At 66.0% G+C, this 18,260-nt stretch carries 18 protein-coding genes; 12 read left to right on the forward strand and 6 right to left on the reverse strand.

The annotated features are described in order from the left end of the window. From SDENCHOL_RS11875 to SDENCHOL_RS11910, 8 genes are all read left to right on the forward strand, one after another. Entirely contained in the window at positions 1 to 987 is a 987-nt protein-coding gene (locus SDENCHOL_RS11875) for an NAD(P)H-quinone oxidoreductase (protein WP_067169963.1), read from the forward strand. Positions 988 to 1,208: 221 nt separating this feature from the next. Further along, positions 1,209 to 2,603, forward strand: coding sequence for a flagellar filament capping protein FliD (gene fliD / locus SDENCHOL_RS11880; RefSeq protein ID WP_067169966.1), 1,395 nt, complete (start codon positions 1,209 to 1,211; stop codon positions 2,601 to 2,603). Positions 2,604 to 2,649: 46 nt separating this feature from the next. Continuing rightward, positions 2,650 to 3,090, forward strand: a complete 441-nt coding sequence (gene fliS / locus SDENCHOL_RS11885; RefSeq protein ID WP_067169968.1) for a flagellar export chaperone FliS — start codon at positions 2,650 to 2,652, stop codon at positions 3,088 to 3,090. Positions 3,091 to 3,126: 36 nt separating this feature from the next. Continuing rightward, positions 3,127 to 3,462 (forward strand): flagellar protein FliT, encoded by a 336-nt coding sequence (locus SDENCHOL_RS11890; protein WP_083522832.1) that lies wholly within the window; start codon positions 3,127 to 3,129, stop codon positions 3,460 to 3,462. A gap of 178 nt (positions 3,463 to 3,640) precedes the next feature. Next, on the forward strand, positions 3,641 to 3,928 hold the full coding sequence (locus SDENCHOL_RS14255) for a flagellar protein FliT (RefSeq protein ID WP_172955076.1): 288 nt from the start codon (positions 3,641 to 3,643) through the stop codon (positions 3,926 to 3,928). Positions 3,929 to 4,142: 214 nt separating this feature from the next. Continuing rightward, on the forward strand, positions 4,143 to 5,477 hold the full coding sequence (locus SDENCHOL_RS11900) for a flagellar hook-length control protein FliK (protein WP_067169978.1): 1,335 nt from the start codon (positions 4,143 to 4,145) through the stop codon (positions 5,475 to 5,477). After that, entirely contained in the window at positions 5,474 to 5,797 is a 324-nt protein-coding gene (locus SDENCHOL_RS11905) for an EscU/YscU/HrcU family type III secretion system export apparatus switch protein (protein ID WP_083522834.1), read from the forward strand. The genes SDENCHOL_RS11900 and SDENCHOL_RS11905 overlap by 4 nt, the downstream gene beginning before the upstream one ends. 123 nt (positions 5,798 to 5,920) lie before the next feature. Continuing rightward, a complete protein-coding gene (locus SDENCHOL_RS11910; protein WP_160329881.1) occupies positions 5,921 to 6,745 on the forward strand; it encodes a flagellar brake protein in 825 nt (274 codons plus the stop codon). A 12-nt stretch (positions 6,746 to 6,757) separates the two neighbouring features. Here the strand turns inward: SDENCHOL_RS11910 and SDENCHOL_RS11915 are convergent, their stop codons facing one another. From SDENCHOL_RS11915 to SDENCHOL_RS11940, 6 genes are all read right to left on the reverse strand, one after another. After that, a complete protein-coding gene (locus SDENCHOL_RS11915; RefSeq protein WP_067169984.1) occupies positions 6,758 to 8,266 on the reverse strand; it encodes a hypothetical protein in 1,509 nt (502 codons plus the stop codon). A gap of 41 nt (positions 8,267 to 8,307) precedes the next feature. Next, on the reverse strand, positions 8,308 to 9,525 hold the full coding sequence (locus SDENCHOL_RS11920) for an ATP-grasp domain-containing protein (RefSeq protein WP_067169987.1): 1,218 nt from the start codon (positions 9,523 to 9,525) through the stop codon (positions 8,308 to 8,310). Continuing rightward, positions 9,522 to 11,087 (reverse strand): pyridoxal phosphate-dependent decarboxylase family protein, encoded by a 1,566-nt coding sequence (locus SDENCHOL_RS11925; RefSeq protein ID WP_067169991.1) that lies wholly within the window; start codon positions 11,085 to 11,087, stop codon positions 9,522 to 9,524. Before SDENCHOL_RS11925 ends, SDENCHOL_RS11920 begins: the two co-directional genes overlap by 4 nt. 107 nt (positions 11,088 to 11,194) lie before the next feature. Beyond that, complete coding sequence (gene fliE, locus SDENCHOL_RS11930; RefSeq protein ID WP_197706914.1) at positions 11,195 to 11,542, reverse strand: flagellar hook-basal body complex protein FliE; 348 nt, start codon at positions 11,540 to 11,542, stop codon at positions 11,195 to 11,197. 194 nt (positions 11,543 to 11,736) lie between these two features. Next, a complete protein-coding gene (locus tag SDENCHOL_RS11935; protein WP_154717235.1) occupies positions 11,737 to 13,152 on the reverse strand; it encodes a sigma-54-dependent transcriptional regulator in 1,416 nt (471 codons plus the stop codon). After that, the gene (locus SDENCHOL_RS11940) at positions 13,149 to 14,504 is read right to left on the reverse strand and encodes a sensor histidine kinase (protein ID WP_083522835.1); all 1,356 of its coding nucleotides are present in this window, start codon (positions 14,502 to 14,504) and stop codon (positions 13,149 to 13,151) included. Before SDENCHOL_RS11940 ends, SDENCHOL_RS11935 begins: the two co-directional genes overlap by 4 nt. On the opposite strand from SDENCHOL_RS11940, the gene SDENCHOL_RS11945 reads away from it, so the two are divergent. The 4 genes from SDENCHOL_RS11945 to SDENCHOL_RS11960 all read left to right on the forward strand — a co-directional run bounded on the left by SDENCHOL_RS11945 (position 14,503) and on the right by SDENCHOL_RS11960 (position 18,258). Continuing rightward, the gene (locus tag SDENCHOL_RS11945; RefSeq protein WP_154717236.1) at positions 14,503 to 14,667 is read left to right on the forward strand and encodes a hypothetical protein; all 165 of its coding nucleotides are present in this window, start codon (positions 14,503 to 14,505) and stop codon (positions 14,665 to 14,667) included. The two genes, SDENCHOL_RS11940 and SDENCHOL_RS11945, sit on opposite strands and share 2 nt — an antisense overlap. Before the next feature lie 139 nt (positions 14,668 to 14,806). Further along, positions 14,807 to 16,450 carry a flagellar basal-body MS-ring/collar protein FliF gene (gene fliF, locus SDENCHOL_RS11950; RefSeq protein ID WP_067169998.1) on the forward strand — a complete coding sequence of 548 codons (1,644 nt, stop codon included), beginning with the start codon at positions 14,807 to 14,809 and terminating at the stop codon, positions 16,448 to 16,450. Beyond that, the gene (gene fliG, locus SDENCHOL_RS11955; protein WP_067170000.1) at positions 16,443 to 17,435 is read left to right on the forward strand and encodes a flagellar motor switch protein FliG; all 993 of its coding nucleotides are present in this window, start codon (positions 16,443 to 16,445) and stop codon (positions 17,433 to 17,435) included. Before fliF ends, fliG begins: the two co-directional genes overlap by 8 nt. A gap of 52 nt (positions 17,436 to 17,487) precedes the next feature. Further along, complete coding sequence (locus SDENCHOL_RS11960) at positions 17,488 to 18,258, forward strand: flagellar assembly protein FliH (protein WP_067170003.1); 771 nt, start codon at positions 17,488 to 17,490, stop codon at positions 18,256 to 18,258. The last annotated feature ends 2 nt before the right edge of the window (positions 18,259 to 18,260 follow it).

The raw sequence follows: 18,260 nt of genomic DNA on the forward strand, positions 1-18,260 counted from the left end.
ATGCGCTATATCAGTCATGGCGAGGGCGGTTCTGCCGAGGTGCTGCGGCTGGTCGAGGGCGAGCAGCCGCGGCCGGGCGCGGGGGAAATCCTCATCGAGGTCGGCTATGCCGGCGTCAATCGGCCGGACCTCCTGCAGCGCGCCGGACTGTATCCGCCGCCGGCGGATGCTTCGCCGCTGCTCGGTCTGGAAGTCGCCGGCCGCGTCGCGGCGGTCGGCGATGAAGTCACCGAATGGCAAGTGGGCGATCGCGTCGCCGCGCTGACGCCGGGCGGCGGCTATGCCAGCCATTGCCTGGCGCCCGCCGCCCATGCCCTGCCAGTGGCCGAGGAGATGAGCCTGGCGACGGCGGCGGCATTGCCGGAAACCTGGTTCACCGTCTGGGCCAATCTCATCGACCTGGGCCAGCTCAAGGCCGGCGAGCGTCTGCTGGTGCATGGCGGCGCGAGCGGCATCGGCCTGGCCGCCATCCAGCTTGCCCGGCACGTCGGCGCGGAGGTTTTCGTTACCGTCGGCAGTACGGAAAAGCAGACCTTCTGCGAAGCCTTCGGCGCCCATCACGTCATCAATTACCGCGAGGAGGATTTCCTCGCCCGGATCAGGGAAATCACTGCCGGCGAAGGGGTCGATGTGGTGCTCGACATGGTTGGCGGCGACTATCTGCAGAAAGACCTCGGCGCCCTGCGCCGCGATGGACGGCTGGTGCTGATCGCCTTTCTCGAAGGCAGCAAGACGCACTTCGATTTCATGCCGGTGATGATGAAGCGCCTGCATATCACCGGCTCGACCATGCGCTCGCGCACGCGCGGCGAAAAAGCCGCCATCCGCGATGCCCTGGCGCGCACGGTCTGGCCGGCGCTGGGCGCCGGTCTGCTGAAAACCCACGTCTGCGCCCGCTTCCCCCTGGCCCAGGCGGCCGAGGCGCACCGCCTGATGGAAAGCGGCCGGCACATCGGCAAGATCGTGCTGGAAGTCGGCGGGGAGTAGGGAGCAGGCGGAATAGGCGGAGCGGGCGGCGCGGCGCCGGAACAAAATCCGGTTACCCGATATCCAATCTCGTCATCGGCTGCGGAGCATAAATAAACGTACGACAGACGCACGAAACATCGATACGGCCGGTAAAAGTCGTCCGCAGACGTTGTTCCTTCAGTTTTTCCTTTTTTGGCCGATAATAGCCACAGAGCGTCTTTTGGCAGGAGGTTGGCATCATGGCAGGTCTTTCTTCGACAGGTATCGGCTCGGGCCTCGATGTCAGCGGGCTGGTCAGCAAGCTGATGGAGGCGGAAAGCAAGCCCCTGGTGTCCCTGGCCTCGAAAGAGGCAACGATACAGGCGAAGATTTCGGCTTTCGGCTCGGTCAAGAGCAGCCTGTCCGCCCTGCAGACGGCGGCGCAGACTCTGGCCAAGCCGGCAAGCTTCACCGGCAGCAGCGCGACGGTTGCCGATACGTCGATCCTCACCGCCACGGCAGATACCTCGGTCGCGCCCGGCAACTACAACATCAACGTCACCCAGTTGGCGAAGAACCACGTCATCCGCAGCGATGGCGCGTATACGACCAGCGATACCTTCAATGCCGGCACGCTGACGCTGACGGTGAATGGCAAGACGACGAATGTCGCGATCGAGGCCGGCAAGAACGATACCCTGGCGGGAATCGCCAAGTCGATCAACGAGGCCAAGGCCGGCGTGAATGCGGCGGTGGTCAATACCGGCTCGGCGCAGCGCCTGGTGTTGACCTCGGCAAGCCTGGGGACGAATGGAGCCATCGGCTTGAGCGTTGCCGAAACCGGCAGCGGTGCGACGCACAGCCTGACGGATTTTGCCTATGGCGGCAGCGATACGCCGACCATGCTGCAGACGCAGGCGGCGGATGATGCCATCTTCACCGTCAACAATATCGAGATCACCCGTTCGAGCAATACGGTGAGCGATGTGATCAGCGGCCTGACGCTGGGCCTGGCCAAGCTGGGCGAGACGAAGGTGACGGTGGCGCGCGATACCGGCATGACGACCTCGGCGATCAATGCCTTCGTCAAGGCCTACAACGATGTGGTGACGACGCTGGGCAGGGTTTCGGCCTATGACGCGGAGGCGAAGAAGGCTTCGACGCTGACCGGGGACAGCACGGTGCGCAGCCTGGAGTTTCAGCTCTCCAGCCTGAGCGGCAGCGTGGTCGGCGACATTTCCGGCAATACCGCGCGGCTGTCGGATATCGGCATCAGCCGCCAACTGGATGGCACGCTGAAGGTCGATGATGCGAAGCTGAAGGCGGCGCTGAATAACCCGGAGCGGGATGTCATGGGCCTGTTCAGCAGCACGGAAGCCGGCAGGGAGGGCATTGCCGTGCGCTTCGGCAATGCGCTGACCAACATGCTCGGCGAGGGTGGCTCGCTGACTTCGCGCACGGATGGCCTGAACAGCACGATCAAGGATATCGCCCGCCAGCGCACCGCGATCAACCAGCGCCTGGAAGCGGTGCAGGCCAATTACCTCAAGCAGTTCCAGGCGCTGGACAGCCTGATTTCCAGCATGTCGACGACCAGCAACTATCTGACGCAGCAGTTGAGCGCGCTGGCCGCCATGACCAACGGCAGCAAGTAAAGCAACCCCGGCAACCCAGCGCACAGGAACGCAAGAGGAGCACACCATGTTCACCCCTCGTGGCAATGCCGCCCAGGCCTACAGCAAGGTCGGCGTCGAAACCGGCGTCGAGGCCGCCAGCCCGCACCAGTTGATCGTCATGCTGTTCGACGGCGCCCTGCTGGCCATCTCGAATGCCGGTCTGCAGATGCAGCAGCAAAATCCCGCCGGGAAGGGTCAGTCGATTTCACACGCCATCGACATCATCAGCAACGGGCTGAAGGCCAGTCTCGACAAGGACAAGGGCGGCGAGCTGGCGCAGAACCTCGACGCGCTTTATGACTACATGTGCAACCGTCTGCTCCAGGCCAATTTGCGCAACGACAAGACGGCGCTCGATGAGGTCAGCCGACTGCTCGCCGATATCCGCAGCGCCTGGGTGGAGATCGCCGGCGCACCGGCGGCGCAGTCGGCCACCACTTCAGCTTCGGCCTCGGCCGTTGCCTGACTCCCCTGACCAGTCTAACGAAACGGACGAGCCACCATGCCTGGCAAACCTGCCCCGGTCGGTTATCAGGAGATGCACATACTTTCGGCGCACATGCTGGCTGCCGTGGAGCGCAATGACTGGGACCGGGTGATCGAGCTGGAAAACCAGATCGCTGCGCTGCGCGATCACCTGATCGCCCATCCCGTGCCGGTGACGGCGAGCGAAGAGGAAATCGCCGAGCAGAGGCGTTTGATCAGGCAGATCATCCTCGATCACGAAAGCGTCCGGCACCAGGCACAGCCCAAGCTGGAGGAAACCCGCCAGCAGCTCGGCACGGCAGCCAACCAGCGCCGGGTGGATCAGGCTTACGGCAGCAACGACGATGATTAGGGCGCGTTCCCGCTCCCTGATTTCCGGGTTCTCGCATTCCCAGGTTTCACATTCAGGCGGCAGACGGGCAGCCAGCAGAAATAGCCGCGATTCCCTACCTTCATTTTGCGAATCCGTTTGCTGTGAGGCCTTTACCATGCGGCTCATGCCTACATCGCCGATTTCGCTGTACGAAGAAATGAATGCACTGTCTTCCCGCATGGCCGCAGCAGCGCGCATCCAGGATTGGGAAACCCTGAAGATGCTGGCGCGCTCGGTTGCCGTGTTGCGCAATGCGCTGCCGGATGGCGACAGCCAACTCACGGAAGCCGAACTGCAGCAAAAGACCGTGCTGATCCAGCGCATCCTCGATGACGATGCGGAAATCCGCCGCCATACCGAGCCATGGATGGAGCGCGTCTGCGATTTTCTCAACCCGCCGCCACGCCGGAGCAAGCACGCGCAGCGCCAGGCGCGCGCCTGTTAGACCACGGGCGCATGCGGGTATCGAGGCCGAAGCCGGAATGCGAGGTCGATCCGATGCACATCTTCCGCCCCCGCGTGCCATTCACCCTGCCACTGACCCTGTCGCGAAAACCCGCGACGCTGCCTAGGACGCCGGCCCGCCGGCCGCTTGAGTCGGGCGGGCTTGTTGCCGCCATCCACACTACCCACGCCACCACCTGCCGCGGAGCGCGCGCATGGCGCTGATTCCCTCCGACGCCGGGCTGCGCCTGCGCCTCGAAAACGAACTGCTGCCGCAGCAGGCGCGGCCGGTCACGCCGGTCAAGGAAATCACCGCCGACTTACCGCGTCTGCAGGCGGGGCAGAATTTCACCGCGCAGATTCGCGATGTGCTGCCGCAGAATACCTATCTGGCCCTGGTCGCCGGCAAGCAAGTGACGCTGTCACTGCCGTCGAGCGCGAAAAGCGGCGACGTGCTCGAACTGGTGGTGGTCGAGCAGACGCCGAAGAGCATCGTCGCCAAGCTGGCCGATCCACAGAGCGCGGCCGCGCAGCAGGCCGGGGCCAATCAGAATCCGCCGCAGACCACCTGGAGCAACGCCGCCCGCATGCTGCGCACGCTGCTGGTGGCCGAAGGCGAGTCGCCCAAGGCCGCCCCGCTGAATCGCGGCGAGCCGCTGCTGGCGCGACCGACCGGCAACGGCGCCGAGTTGGCGCCGGTACTCGGCCGGGCGGTGTCGCAAAGCGGCCTGTTTTATGAAGCGCATCAGGCGCAATGGGTGGCCGGCAAGCTGCCGCTGAGTCAGTTGCGCCAGGAACCCCAGGGCCAGCAGCCGGCCGGTGCTTCACCCTTGCCATTGCCTGCCGACGCGGCCGCGCCTACCCCTGCCCAAACGGCCGGCGGCGCCGGCACGCAGACCGCGACTGCGCAGCAAGCGCTCGGCAACAACGTGCTGCAAGGCCTGCTGTTGTATCAGGCGAATCAGCAGCAGGCAGCGGGCAGCCAGGCGGCGGAACAACCCCCAGGCACTGCCGCCGAGGCGGCGCAGGCAGGCAGCCGCCAGCAAGCGGCGACGGCCAACGCCGCGCAGCCCCAGCACGCGGCCGGCCTGGTGCGCCAGGACGCCGGCGAGGCCGCCCGGCCGGCGGTCGCGCTGCCGCAGCTAGCCAATCTGCCGACCATGCCCGACGAACTGCGCGCGCTGGTCCAGCAGCAACTGGATGCCGCCGGCAGCCAGCGCCTGCTCTGGCATGGCGAGGTCTGGCCGGGACAGGAACTGGATTGGCGGGTGGAATGGCAGGGCGATGAGCATGCCGGCGGCAGCGAGGAGGACAACGAGCCCTGGCAGACCCATCTGCGCCTCACCACGCCACGCCTCGGCAGGCTGGAAGCCGCGCTGCATCTGGGCCCGGCCGGCGTGCGCCTGGATCTGGCGGCGGCCGAAGCCGGCAGTGCCGCCGCCCTGCGCGCCGCCGTGGATGATCTGGCCCAGGCGCTGGCCGCCGCTGGCGTGCCCCTGCGCGGTTTTCTGGTGCGCCAGTCGACGGCCGAAGATGCCGATGCGCCATGAGCAACCCACCTGCCCCTGGAGCCCGTCCCCTCCCCGCCACGCCGGAACCGGAAACCCCGCGCGAGGAACGGGCGCTGGCCCTGGCCCTGGCCTATGCCCCCGGCGATACGGCGCCGCGCATCGTCGCCAAGGGCCGAGGCCTGATTGCCGAGGAAATCATCCGCCGCGCCCACGAAGCCGGCGTCTTCGTCCACGAGTCGCCGGAACTCGTCACCCTGCTGATGCAGTCCAACCTCGACGACCACATCCCGCCCCAGCTCTACGTCGCCATCGCCGAACTGCTGGCCTGGATCTACCGGCTGGAGCAGGAGCGGCCGTAACGACGGCCCCGCCGCAACTCAGCGTGACTGGGGGTGATTGGACATGACTGGGCGCAACGCGATGTGTTGGCGCGGCGCTGTTGCATGGAATAAACTCGACAGTCGCATCGCATGGATCCTGGCATGACCGACGAAACATCCGCCCCGCCGCATACGCCTCCCCCCCCGCCCTCGTCATCGATCCCGCAAAACCGCTTCGAACGCCTGCGCGATGAGGAGGAAAAGGACTACACCCTGCGCTCGCGCAGCGAGATATTGGCGGTATTGCGTTCGATGATCGAACACAATGCGCTGATGACGGTGTATTTCAATCAGGGCCAGGACTTCATGCTCTCCTCGCTGCTGCAACTCGCTGCCGACGGCAGAACGCTGGTGCTGGATGTCGGCAGCAGCGCGGAAATGAACCAGCGGGCGCTGGCGGCGGATCGCCTGATCTGCGTCTCGAATCTCGACAAGATCAAAATCCAGTTCGTGCTGAACGGCGTCGATGCGCTGCAGTTCGAAGGCCGCCCGGCCTTCCTCGCCAATACGCCGGAAATCTTGGTGCGCCTGCAGCGGCGCGATTTCTATCGCTTCGTCCTGCCGGTGCTGCAATCGATCAGGTGCAGCATTCCATTCAAGTCCTACGATGGCGGGCTGCAGCCGATCGAAGTCAACGTGATCGACATCAGCGCAGGCGGCATCGGCTTTCTCAGCAAGAGCGAGAGCCTCGGCCTGAGCACCGACATGCTGCTGGAAAATTGCCGCATCGACCTGCCGGAGATCGGCATCCTGACCGTCAACATGCGCATCCGCAGCCTGTATGAAGTCACCCTGCTCACCGGCGCCCGCCACGAACGCGCCGGCTGCCAGTTCATCGGCCTGACCGCCAAGCAGGAAATGCAGTTGCAGCGCTACATCATCAAGGCAGAGCGCGAGCGCAAGGCGCGCGAGCTGGGGATGAGTTGAGGCTGAGGCTGGTTACGGCAATGCGGCAGCGCGCAGCCGCGCCGCAACCCGATCCAGGGCAAGCAGCGCCTGGGCACTCAATGCCGCCAGCGCCGCCGGGCCTTGTGCGGCAGCGACGATCTGGCGGGCGCTGAAGCACAGGCGCAACGCGGCGATGGCCTGACCGTCGCGCTGGCCGCAGGCGACGGGTTGGCCGAACTGGCAACGCAGACCCACGTTTCCATTTTCGCTCGCGCCCCGGAGCAGATCGCGCTGGATGGCGGCAGTTGCCGCCGCATCGAGGTAACGGCCATCGGGCCGGCGCAGCAGGAAGGGGAAGATGGTCTGGCAGGTATCCCAGCGCGCCGCCGGTGCGCCCTCGCCCTCTCCACCCGGCAGCGCATGGCGTTCGAGCGGCGGTACCGGCAAGGCCTCCAGCAGCGGATCGCGCGCCAGGCGGTCGCGCACGGCGGCGGCGCAATGCTCGAGGATGCGCCTCACGCCGGCATCGGGCAGCGCATGAAAGGCGCGCATTTCGGCCAGCGCCGCTTCCCAGCGCAGCAGCAGGCCGAAGTTGGGCGTATCCGGCAGCGCATCGACCCGCCAGCCGGCCGGCCAGGCGGCCTGCGCCGAATAGGCTCGCAGGCTGGCGGGCACGGCGGTGTTGCGCCAACGCGCGGCCAACCGCGATGGCACGAGCAGGGCGCCGGAAAAACTCGGGCCGCCAATGAATTTCGAGCCGGTCAGCGCCACCAGGCATCCCTGCGCCAGCCAGGCTTGCAAGGTCGCCGGGGCCAGACGCAACTGGCAGGCATCGACCAGGATCGTCAGCCGCGCGCCCAGTTGCCGTTGCAATGCCATGACGCAGGCGGGCGTGGGCGCGAGCAGGCCGGTCTTGGCGACATCGGCGACGATCAGCAGCACCTGCCGGTCTTCGGCGGCCGCCGCCAGGACTTGCGCGCCGATGTCGGCATCAACCTCGGCCGGCGGGCGCGGCCTGCCACCGGCATCGCGCACGGCCACATCGACGAATTCCAGCGTGCGGCCGGCGATGATCGGCCTGCCATCCTCTGCGCCATGCCGGGCGAAATGCAGCCCGCGCAAGGCGGCCGGCACCTGGCTGCCGGTTTCCGCCGCGGCGATGCCGACGATGCGCAAGGCTTGCGCGGCATTTGCCGCCGCGAGCTGGGCGGCGATCAGATGCAGTTCGCTGCCCGAGCTGGCGAAAATGATGTCGGCCGCAGCGTCGGCATACAGGCTTTGCAATTCGCCGCGTTGCCGCGCCAGTTCCTCGGCATGGATTTGCCTTGCGCATGCCGCCGCCACCGTGGCGCCTGCGGCAAGCGAGCGTTGCAGGCGGGCATGCAGTTGCGTCGCGGCCGCCAGGCCGGCCGGCGAAACCGGCGAGGCCGTCGATGAGCCGAAGGCCAGCAACCGTGGCGCCGGTCTGGGCGGGCAGCCATAGATATTGCAGCCGCTTGCCGGATCCAGGGCGATGCGGGCATCGCCACCGCTGACGAGCAGCGCTTCAACGGACGGCAAGTATTCCTCGGCTACCTCGGTCACAAGTCACAAGTCGCAAGTTACAAATTACGCTGCCGGGCCGCTTCGAGCATGGCGCGGAAAGCCTGGAAGACTTTCCGCATCGGCGGTTGTTTGTAGGGAAAGACCGTGGGCGGATCCATGGCATGCACCACGGCGCTGGTGTCGACTTCAAAAATCAGCAGGCCGCCCCCGTCCGGCGCTTCGGCGCAGTCGATCACCAGGTAGTCGAGCGGCATGCGCTCATGGATGACGGCCAGGGCGGCCGCATGGCGGCGGGCGAAGTCCGCGTCGAATTCCGCCATGAAGTGCGCTTCCTCGGCGCGCTTGGCGGCGGACTCGGCCATGCCGGCGTTCAGGTAGTGGATCATCCAGTGTGCCGAGATGCCCATGTGGCAAGCGTAGGGCCGGCCTTCGATGAGGACGACGCGGTATTTGCGGTACAGGCCGTCGTCATTGCGATAGTCGATGAAACTGGAGACGTGGAATTCCTCTTCCGCCGCGCCGGCGAGAAAGGCGGCGATGTCCGCGGCGCCGTCGATTTTCGTCATGCCCTGTCCGGCGTGGGTGTCGAGCGGCCGGGCGATCAGCGGGAAGCGGCCGTCCTCGAGCACGTCCCGCAGCGCAAGCTCGCCGCTGCCGATCTGCGCCAGCATGCCGCGCTCGATGCGCCGCGTCGCCGGCATGACGATGCCCGGCGCGCCGCGCAGGTAGCGGCCGGCCTGGTCGCGCGTGGTGCAGATGATGCGTTCCGGCGCATTGATCACCGGCCGCGGCCAGTCGCGGGTGATGCCGGCAAGTTCGGCAAGCAGCGCGGTGTGGCGCGCCGAGGGGCCGATGGCGATGAACAGCAGGTCGTGATCGGGCAACTCTTCCGGCGGCGCCAGACCGTCGCCCATGTAGAGCATGTCGAGGGCGACATCCGAGTCTTCGAGCAGGCAGTCGAGCGGCGTGTTGCTCATCAGGTCGCCCGGCGTCATGAAGGCAAGCAGGCGCAACGGCGCGCGCGCGTCTTCCCGCAGCGCCGGCAGGTGATACAACGGCGTGATTTCCAGCGCCTGACGCTGCATCGACAAGGCCAGATCGCGGTTGCCGGTGAGTTGAAGCAGCGTCGCCATGTCCATCAGCGCATTGGCGTCCTGCGGATCGGCGGCGGCGCGCGCCAGCAACTGCTGGCCGAGCGGACGCAGATCGTCGCCGGCCAGCGCCCGGCGCATCAGCGCGGCATTGCCGAGCAGCGGCTGGCTCGGTTGGCTCATTCCGCAGCGTCCTGGCGCAGGCCGAAGCCGAAACCGAAACCATTGAGCGACGCACCCTGGCCGACGCCGCTGGCCAGGGTTTTTTCGCCGAGTTCCAGCGTGGCGCGCAACAGCGCGTCGATGTCGGGCCGCTGCGTACGATGATTGACGATGGCCACCCGAATCGCCAGATGGCCGGCGATGGTGGTGGTCGACGGCGCGGCGATGCCGGACTCCTGCAGGGCGACGACGATGGCGGCATTCACCAGGTCGGCATTCGACCCTGCCGGACAGCGGTAGCGGAAGCAGACGATGTTGAGCTCGACCGGCGCCAGCAGTTCGAGCTGCGGCGCATCCGCGACACGCCGCGCCAGGTAGCGCGCCAATTCGCAGGTGGCCGAGATCATGCGGCCGAGCCGTTCGGTGCCATACACCTTGATGGTGAACCAGGTCTTCAGCGCCTTGAAGCTGCGCGACAGATCGAGGCCGAAATCGCAGGGCCACGGCGAGCCGGCAGCCATGCCGCGCATGTCGCGGCTGAGATAGGCGACCGGCAGGGCGAAGCTGTCGAAATGCAGGTTGCCGTCGCGCACCAGCACGAAGCCGGCGTCATAGGGCACCTGCAGCCATTTGTGGAAATCGAAGGCGATCGAATCGGCGCGTTCGATACCGGCCAGACGCGGGGCGATGTCCGGCGCCAGCATGCCGAGCGCGCCGAAGGCGCCGTCGATGTGGAACCACAGCCCTTCGCGCTGGGCAAGATCGGCCAGTTGCGGCAGGGGATCGATGGCGCCGACATCGACGGAGCCCGCCGTCCCGGCAATCATGAACGGCTTGAGCCCGGCGGCGCGATCCTCGGCAATGGCCTGTTCCAGCGCGGCGAGGTCGATGCGGAAATTTCCGTCCAGTGGAATGGTGCGGAGGAACTCGCCGCCGATACCCGCCACGTCCATCGCCTTGTAAATGCACTTGTGCGCGCCGGCGGAAGCGTAGGCAACGAGCTGCTCGCCGCCGGCCAGCAAACCCTGGCGCCGCGTATCGGTACCCAGCGCTTGCGTCCTGGCGACGAGCAAGGCAAGCAGATTGGCCATCGAAGTGCCGGTGACGAACAGGCCGCTGGCGTTTTCGGGAAAGCCGAACAGCTCGCGCATCCAGTGCGTGACCTGGCGCTCGACGGCAATGGGAACCTGCGCCCGCCCGCCCAGGTTGGCGTTCAGCCCGGCGGCCAGCATCTCGCCCAACATGCCGACCGGCGTGCCGGCCCCATGCACCCAGCCCATGAAACCCGGATGGGCATTGCCGATGGCGTAGGGCAGGATGTCCTGCATGAAGTCTTCATGCACGGCGGACAAGGCTTGCGGCTGCCGCGGCAATGCCTGCTGGAAGGTGTCGCGCACCGCCGCCGGCGCGGGTTGCCAGACCGGGCGCTGGCGAATGTGCTGCTGATAGTCGAGGATGTCGTCCAGCATGCGGTGCGCCTGGACGCGCAACGCTTGCCAGTCCTGCGGATCGAGGGTTGCGGCGGCGTCTGCCGCAGAGTCCGGTTCGGCTGCCGGGTGGTTTGCTTGGGAGGGCTCCGGCATGACGGGTTCAGGGACGGATAGTGAAGAGAGGCAGGCTGCCGCCTACTGATGGCGGCGCATTTGACGCAAGGTTCACAAGTCGCAGGCTGCGCTTGCGACTTACGGCGTCACACCGGCATGTTCATGATGTCGTGGTAGGCCGTGACCAGCTTGTTGCGCACCTGCACCATCTGCTGGAAGGAAAGGTTGGCCTTCTGCAGATTGATCATGACGTCCTGCAGATTGACGTTGCTGTCGCCGGCGGCGAAGCCCTGCGACATTTGCTGCGCCGATTGCTGGGCCTGATTGACCTGGTCGATGGCGTTCTTCAGGGCGACAGCGAAATCCGCACCGCCCGCCTCGGCCGCGCCGCCGACCGCTCCTGCCGCCCGCCCCACCGGCTTGCCGGCGGCAACCGCGCCCGCCGAGCGCAGCTCCACCAGCATTTGATCCAGATTCCGAGTGTCGATCGCCATGGTTTATCTCCCGCTCCGACGGGCAGGCAACGTGAGCAAGGTTTGCCTGCTTTCCTGCGTGCTGCCTTTGGGTAGTCCGTTCTGCATGTTGTTTGCCTGCGTGCCTGTTTTCCATTGTAGTAGCAAACCACATGCCAGAAAAGCAGCGCATTTGCCGATGCCCGTTCAAAAATTCAGCGATCAAGATTCAGGATTCAATCTTCATTGTCCGGTTTGTCTTCCAGCCAGCCTTCTTCGCGGTATTGCTTGAGCTTGTAGCGCAGGGTGCGCTCCGAAATCCCCAGACGCTCGACCGCCAGCTTGCGCGAACCGCCGACGGCCGCCAGGGTTTCGAGAATATGCTGGCGTTCCAGATCCTGCATGGTGGCGCGGCTGCCGGCGGCGGCCGGCGCCCCGGTAGCGGATGACGATGGCGCGGCAGCCGGCCGGGGCATCACCGGCGCAGAAGCCGCCACAGCCGGCGCGCTCGTGCCCATGCCGCCCGCGCCCGCCGCGCTGCCGAACAGCAGATGTTCGGCTTCGATGCTGTTGCCGGGCGCCAGGATCAGCGCGCGCTGGATGACGTTTTCCAGCTCGCGCACGTTGCCCGGCCAGTCGTGACCGGCAAGTTTTGCCTCGGCGCTGGCGGCAAGGCTTGCCGTGCGTCCGCTCGGCGCACCGTGCAGGCCGATGAAATAGCGCGCCAGCGGCACGATGTCGGCCGGGCGGTCGCGCAAGGCCGGAATTTCCAGCGGAAACACGTTCAGCCGATAGTAGAGATCTTCGCGGAAGCCGCCCTGCTTCACCTCGGCAGCCATGTCGCGGTTGCTCGTCGCCAGCACGCGGATGTCGAGCGGTACCGGCTTCTTGCCGCCGACCCGCTCGACTTCGCGCTCCTGCAGCACGCGCAGCAATTTGGCCTGCAGCGGCAGGGGCATTTCGGAAATCTCGTCGAGCAGTAGCGTGCCACCGTTGGCCTGCTCGAACTTGCCGGCCTGCGCGCTTTGCGCGCCGGTGAAGGCGCCCTTTTCGTGGCCGAACAGCGTGGCTTCGAGCAGGCTGTCGGGTATCGCCGCGCAGTTGATGGCGACGAACGGCCCTTGGCTGCGCGCCGATCGGTCATGGATGTAGCGGGCGAAGACTTCCTTGCCGACGCCGGATTCGCCGGTCAGCAGCACCGTGGCCTCGCTTTTCGCCACGCGTGCCGCCAGCAGCAGGACGGCGCGGGTCTGCGGATCTTCGGCGATGAGGTCGTCGGCGAGCGGCGCGGTGGCGTAGCGGGCGATCTGCTCGATCAGCGCCCGGGGCTCGAACGGCTTCATCATGAAGTCACAGGCGCCGCCACGCATCGCCGCGACGGCCTTGTCGACATCGCCGAAGGCCGTCATCAGCAGCACCGGCAGACCGGGCCAGCGGGCGCGAATCTCGTGCAGCAGTTCGAGGCCGTCCATCGGCGCCATGCGCAAGTCGGAGACCACCATGTTGAAGCTGTGCTGCGCCAGCAATTGCAGCGCCTGCGGGCCGCCGTCCGCGCCGCTGGCCGCATGGCCGGCGGCTTCCAGCGTGATCAGCAGCGCGTCGCGCAGCGCCTCGTCATCCTCGACCACGAGTATCTTCAGATGTTCGCTCATGCTTTTCCTGTGTGTCCCTGTGCATCCCTGTACGCGTCCTGCCCCGCCTGCAGTGGCAGGGTGACGATGAATTCGCTGCCCATGCCGGGAGTGGAATCGACTTCGATGTTGCCGTTGTGCGCCCGCATGACGCCGCGAGCGATGGCCAGCCCCAGCCCGGTGCCTTCGGCGCGGGTGGTGAAGAACGGCTCGAACAGCCGCGCCACCACGTCCGCCGCCATGCCGGCGCCGTTGTCGCGCACGCGCAGCACCAGCAGTTCGGCTTCGATGCCGGCCGTCAGCCGCACCTCGCCATGATCCGTCGCGGCGGCGGCATGCAGGGCATTTTCCAGCAGATTGACCAGCGCGCCGACGATGGCCTTGCGATTGCCCTGCAGCGGCGGCAGGCTCTCTGCGGCATGAACCTGAAAGGCCACCGCGCGCGTCCGTGCCAGCGGTTCGATGGTATGGCGCAGTTCGCGCAGCAATTCCGCGACGTCGATGGCTTCGCGCCCGAGGACTTCGCCACGGGCGAACAGCAGCATGTCCTGAATCAGCCGCTCCAGGTGCTTGAGGCGGGAAACCGCCTTGCCGGCAATGCGGATGCGCGGCTCCGCCGCAATCTCGGGCACTTCGAGATTGCCGGTATAGAGCAGCGCGGCCGCCAGCGGCGTGCGCAACTGATGAGCGAGCTGGGCGGCCATTTCGCCCATGGCGGCCAGGCGCTGGTTGCGCTCGGCCTGGGTCTTCAGGCGCTGGGCCTCGGTGATGTCATGCAGCAGGACGATGCGCCCGCCGGCCGAATCCAGCGCCGTCACGGTCACCGCCACGGCCAGGCGCCGGCCATTGCCGCCGGGCGCGGTGAGATATTCGCCGGGCGTCTCGCTGGCCGTCAGTTGCGCCCGCTCCACGGCAGACCAGGCAAGGCCGAGCAAGGAAGTCGGGGCCGGAACCGAGACTGACATTGACTCCGCTCCCGCCGCCGCGAGCATGCCGACTGCCGCCGGGTTGGCCTGCTCGATCCGCCCCTGCGCATCGAGCACCACCACGCCGGCCGGCAGGGCGGAAAGCAGCAGCGAGAGGCGTTCGGTGAGGGCGGCCTTTTCCTGGTATTGCTGGCGCAGGGCGCCATTGGCGGCGGCCAGCTCGCTGGTCAGTTCGGCAACCTGGGCCTGCAGCCGGGTGTAGGCGGTCGAGAGTTCTTCCGAGGCCTGGTTGAAAATGCGGAAAGCCTCGGCCAGCCGCAAGGTTTCGATCTGCGCGGCCTGCGCCTCGCCGGGCGTCGGGGTGGCGGAGGACGGCCCCGGCGCATCATCCTGTTCCGGCCCCTGCTCCGCAATCCTTGCCGCCGCCTGTTCGAAGAAGTTTTCCATGGTTTTCCGCCTTGCAGCGGCCGATCATGGCAGATTCACCGCGCCGAAACAAGAATTCCGCGGCGATTCCACCGAATTGCGCGGCGATCCGGCGCTCAAGTCGCAAAATACCGGCCAAAAACCGCCTTTCTTCCTTAGCAGGGCCGGGGCCGGCAAGGCATAATCGGGAGGTCGTCAGAATCGGCTTTTGCGGTATCCGGCGGTATCTGACCACAGCCGGCAGATGCAGCGGTAAAGATGACGAACACGGCAACGACATAACGACACAGCGATACAACGATACAACGATACGCACACAAAATATGGCCAGCACGGCGCAAACAGCGACACTGCCTTTTTCGCTCGAAACACTGAACCAGCTCACGCCCAACCAGAAGGTAGGCGGTCTGGCGGCGATCGCCTTCGCCATCGCGCTCCTCACCGGCATCTGGATGTGGAGCAAGAACATCGAGTACAGCGTGCTGTTCTCGAATGTTTCCGATCGCGACGGCGGCCAGATCGTTGCCACGCTGCAGCAGATGAACGTGCCCTACAAGTTCTCCGAAGGCGGCGGCGCCATCCTGGTGCCGGCAACCCGGGTGCACGATACGCGCCTGCGCCTGGCCTCGCAGGGACTGCCGAAGGGCGGCCTGGTCGGTTTCGAGGTCATGGAAACGCAAAAACTGGGCGCCAGCCAGTTCCTCGAACAGGTCAATTATCAGCGGGCGCTGGAAGGCGAGCTGGCACGCTCGATCCAGACGCTGCAGGCCGTGCAGGCGGCGCGCGTGCATCTGGCGATTCCCAAGCAATCGGCCTTCCTGCGCGACGAACAGAAACCGACGGCCTCGGTGGTGCTCTCCCTGTATCCCGGCCGGGCGCTCGAATCGGCCCAGGTTGCCGGCATCGTCCATCTGGTGGCCTCCAGCGTTTCCCAACTGACGCCCAACAACGTCAGCGTGATCGACCAGAACGGCACCCTGGTATCGAAAAACGGCGATCCGGCACGCGACAACGGACTGGATCCGGCCCAGCTCAAGTATTTGAGCGATCTCGAGCAAACCACGACCCGGCGCATCGAGGCCATCCTCGAACCCATCGTTGGCGCCGGCAACGTGCGTGCCCAGGTCGCTGCCGATATCGACTTCTCCCAGGTCGAGCAGATGGCCGAAACGTATGTCCCGAATCCGGCGACCAATGCCGCCATCCGCAGCCAGCAAACCAGCGAGACCAGCAACGCGGCGGCCGGCGCAGCGCTCGGCGTCCCCGGCGCGCTGTCGAATCAACCGCCGGTACCGGCGATTGCGCCGATCACCTCGCCCTCTGTCGCCGGCCAGAGCAATGCCGCCGGCGCGGGCGCCGAGTCGCCCCAGGTGCAGAGCCGCAACGCCACGATCAATTACGAACTCGACAAGACCATCCGGCATACCAGAAGCAGCTTTGGCGCCATCAAGCGATTGTCCGTGGCGGTCGTCGTCAATCACAAGAAGAGCGCGCCGGACAGCGAAGGCAAGGTCAAGACCACGCCGCTGAGCGCTGCCGAAATGCAGCAGGTCAACGAACTGGTGCGCGAAGCCATGGGCTACAACCAGGAACGCGGCGATACGCTCAACGTGGCCAACGTCTCGTTCAATCCGGTCGAGAAGGAAACGCTCGCCGAAATCCCGCTCTGGCAGAACGTGGGGCTGCTCGCCATGGCCAGGGAAAGCGTGAAATACGTCCTGGTGGCCATCGTTGCCCTGCTGCTCTGGAACAAAATGCTCAATCCCCTGTTCAGAGCCTGGACCAGGGCGGCAGAGGAGCGGCGCAAGATGCTGGAGCTGGCCAATCAGGAAAGAGCGCTCGAGCAGAGCGCAAGCGCACCCCGGCGCAAGTATGACGCCAAGCTTGCCGATGCCCGCGATCTGGCGAAACAGGATCCGAAGGTCGTCGCCGACGTAATCAAGGGCTGGGTCAGCGGGAATGAGTAGCGAAGGGGTCGAAAAAGGCGCCATGCTGCTGCTTTCCCTGGGCGGCGACCAGGCGGCGGAGGTTCTGAAGCACCTGAGCCCCAAGGAAGTGCAGAAGCTCGGCCACGCCATGGCCACGCTCAAGGGCGTGCCGCGCGAAAAAATCGAAGAAGTGCTCGACGAACTCGAATCCGAGACGGCCAAGGGCGCCGGCGTCTCGGCCGACGAGGAGCTCATCCGCAACATGCTCACCAAGGCGCTGGGCGATGATCGCGCCTCCAACCTGATTTCCCGCATCCTGCATGGCGGCGATACGGCGGGCATCGAGAGTCTGAAGTGGATGGATCCGGGCACGGTGGCCGACATGATCCGCAACGAACATCCGCAGATCATCGCCACCATCCTCGTCCATCTCGACTACGATCATGCCGGCGAAATCCTCAAGCTGTTCACCGAGCGCCTGCGCAATGACGTGCTGTTGCGCATCGCCACGCTCGACGGCGTGCAGCCGCAGGCGCTGTTCGAACTCAACGAGGCGCTGACGCGCGTGCTCGCCGGCTCGGCGACCATCAAGAAGGCGGCCATCGGGGGAATCCGGCATGCGGCGGAAATTCTCAACTTCGTCGGCCAGGCGCAGGAAACCGCCATCATCGACAATGTCCGCGAATACGATCCCGATCTGGCGCAGAAGATCCTCGATGAAATGTTCGTCTTCGACAATCTCCTGGAAGTCGACGATCGCGGCATACAATTGCTGCTGCGCGAAGTGCAGTCCGACTCGCTGATCGTGGCGCTGAAGGGCGCCCCGCCGGAACTGCGCGAGAAGATATTCAAGAACATGTCGCAGCGCGCGGCCGAAATGCTGCGCGAGGATCTCGAAGCGAAGGGGCCGGTACGCCTGTCGGAGGTCGAGATGGAACAGAAGGAAATCCTCAAGATCGCCCGCCGTCTTGCGGACGAGGGCCAGATCCAGCTCGGCGGCGGCGGTCAGGATGCCTTCGTCTGACGTCCGGCCGATGTCCGCGACATAGCCATCCACCCCGCCTGCCTTCAGCGCAATGACCGCAATCACCGATCCGCTCGACGACGATGACGACGACCGCCCCGATGCCTGGGAACGCTGGCAGTTCACCCGCTTCGATGCGCCGCCATCCGCATCGTCCGCATCATCTGCGGCATCCCCGGCGGCAAAAAAACCGGCTGGCGCCAAGGCCAGGGATGCCGCATCCGCGACAGCCGCCGAACTGGAACGGCTGCGCCAGGATGCGCGGAAAAACGGACACGCCGAAGGCTATGCCGCCGGGCTGGTCGAGGGAAAAAAACAGGCGCATACCGAAGCCCAGCGCCTGGCTGCGCTGGCAGGTCAGCTCGAAGCCGCGCTGGAGGAATTCGATCAGCGGATGTCCAGGGAAGTGCTGGCGCTATCCCTGGCCGTCGCGCGCCAGATCGTGCGCCAGCATATCGAAGTTCGCCCCGAATCGCTGCTGGCGACCCTGCGCGAACTCCTGGCGCAACTGCATCATCCGCAGGTATTGATCTCCGTGCATCCCGAAGATGCTGCGCTGCTGCGCAGCTATCTCGACGCCCAGCCGGGCCACGAGGAGCATCGCCTGCACGAGGACCCGCGTCTGCAGCGCGGCGGCTGCGTCATCGAGGCCGGCGGCGGACAGATCGATGCCAGTATCGACACCCGCTGGAAGCGCGTCGTCGAAAGCCTGGGCAGCACCATCTCCTGGCTGGGGGAAGAAGCCCCGCCGGCCGGCAACGCCAGAAGCGGCGATGAGGATGGCGATGGGGGTGGCGGCGCCCATGCCCGGAGTATCGATTAAGA

Origin of the sequence: Sterolibacterium denitrificans, assembly GCF_900174485.1 — a bacterium.
GTDB classification, from domain to species: domain Bacteria; phylum Pseudomonadota; class Gammaproteobacteria; order Burkholderiales; family Rhodocyclaceae; genus Sterolibacterium; species Sterolibacterium denitrificans.